This window comes from Collinsella sp. AM29-10AC, from assembly GCF_003469085.1.
Classification (GTDB): Bacteria; Actinomycetota; Coriobacteriia; order Coriobacteriales; family Coriobacteriaceae; genus Collinsella.
This window is the reverse complement of the sequence record NZ_QSKB01000059.1, coordinates 1-1,621: the sequence shown is the minus strand read 5'-3', so window position 1 is coordinate 1,621 and position 1,621 is coordinate 1. Positions and strand designations below refer to the sequence as shown.

At 72.6% G+C, this 1,621-nt stretch carries 1 protein-coding gene; it reads right to left on the bottom strand.

All coding sequences use genetic code 11. From position 1 onward, the window contains the following. Window positions 1-225 precede the first annotated feature (225 nt). Window positions 226-1,488 carry an IS30 family transposase gene (locus DW754_RS10775; RefSeq protein WP_117833508.1) on the bottom strand — a complete coding sequence of 421 codons (1,263 nt, stop codon included), beginning with the start codon at window positions 1,486-1,488 and terminating at the stop codon, window positions 226-228. Window positions 1,489-1,621: the final 133 nt, after the last annotated feature.

Here is a 1,621-nt window from a genome sequence, read left to right as displayed (position 1 = left end):
GGTTGATTTTCAATCTCAGCGCAACAGCCTGAACGGACCCCGCGTTTCCGCAGCTAGCGCAACGCGGAAATAGCCCCCGGCACCTGGCCGTCGCCTCGTTTCCGCAGGTGGATAGGCTGTGGAGGCCGGTGCCCCCATGCCGCCGCCGCATGCTCCGCCAGCCCGCCGCGCAGCCGTTCCGGACTCAGCGCAACGGGCCCTCCGGCCCATGTCCCGGCCCGACGCCTACCCCGCCAGCGGCCCCTCGCCCCTCGCGGCCCTGGCCCTGTCGATGCAGCCGGGCGTGAGGTCGAGCTCGCCGGGCGCCAGCTCCTCTATCCCGAACGCGTCCATGAGGGCGGAGGCGTCCTCCCCGAGGGCCATCCGCAGCACGCGCGCCGGCGTCAGGAACCCGAGCGCCCCCCTCGGCTCGGAGTTCACCTGCGACATGAGCAGCGCGCAGTCCGCCGCCGTCAGCCGGTCGAACCTGGCCCCGGCGCCCTTGGGCAGCAGCTTCCTGATCTCCACGTGGTTCTTCTCGCACGCGCCCTTCTGCTGGCTCTGCCGGGGGTCGCAGTAGAAGAGCCTGGTCTCGCCGTCCCGCTCGCCGAGCAGCGCCGCGATGGCGCCCTCGTCGGCGAACTCGCTCCCGTTGTCGGTGAGCACGGCGCCGAAGGCGCGCCTCGCGCCGTCCTCGCCGAGGACCCCGCGCAGGGAGGAGAGCGCCGCCAGGACCGAGGCGCACGTGCCGTCCGGCAGCGGCAGGGCCAGCTGGAAGCGGCTCGGGCGGTGCAGGAGCGTGAGGAGCCTGGCGGAGTCGCCCCTGGCGCCCTCGACGGTGTCCATCTCCCAGGCCGCGGCGCAGGCGTCCTCGCCGAGCGCGAGGAACGACGCGTGCGACCTGCGCGCCGAGTGCGACGTCGCCCTCCCCGGGGCCCGGCGCGACCTCGGCCTGTAGCCGACCTTGCGCCTGAGCTCCATGTTCGTCATGCCGTCGTAGCCGGCGTCCACCCACCTGTAGACGGTGGAGGCGCTGAGCCCGGGGGTCGCCGCCGCTATCTGCTGCGGGGAGAGCCCGCGCGCGAGCCCGTCCCTGATGGCCGCGAGCTTGGCGGCGGCGCCCTCCACGGTCTCGTCGATCCCGGACCTGCTCGCCGAGAGCTCGGCGTCGGCCGCCTCCTGCGCCCTCCTTGCGCTGTAGAACACCCTGGGCCTCCTCGAGCAGCCGTAGCCCCTCCTGTGCGAGCAGCCGTTGCAGCACCTCGGCCACGCGGAGAGCCTGGGGCAGGCCCCCGACAGGTCCGCGGGCGCGGGCTCGCCGTAGCGCGAGCGCGGCGCGGTGACGTAGCGGTGCGCCGCCACCTCCCTGGTCACGGTCGATGGCGACCTGCCGAGCTCCGCAGCGATCTCGCGGGCGCTGCGGTTGAGGTCGAGCATCCTCTCGACCGTGTTCCTCTCATGCCTCGTGAGCCTCCCGTACGACCTCCCGGACGGCTTCGGTCTGGACATTTCGGCCTCCCTCCATCGCGGGCCGGGGGATTCCGGCCCCTCTGGGGTTGCCTACCCGGATTCGCGCCTCAGGACTCAGCGCAACGCGTTGCGCTGAGTCCTGAGGCTGTTGCAATGAAAATGACAATCAAGG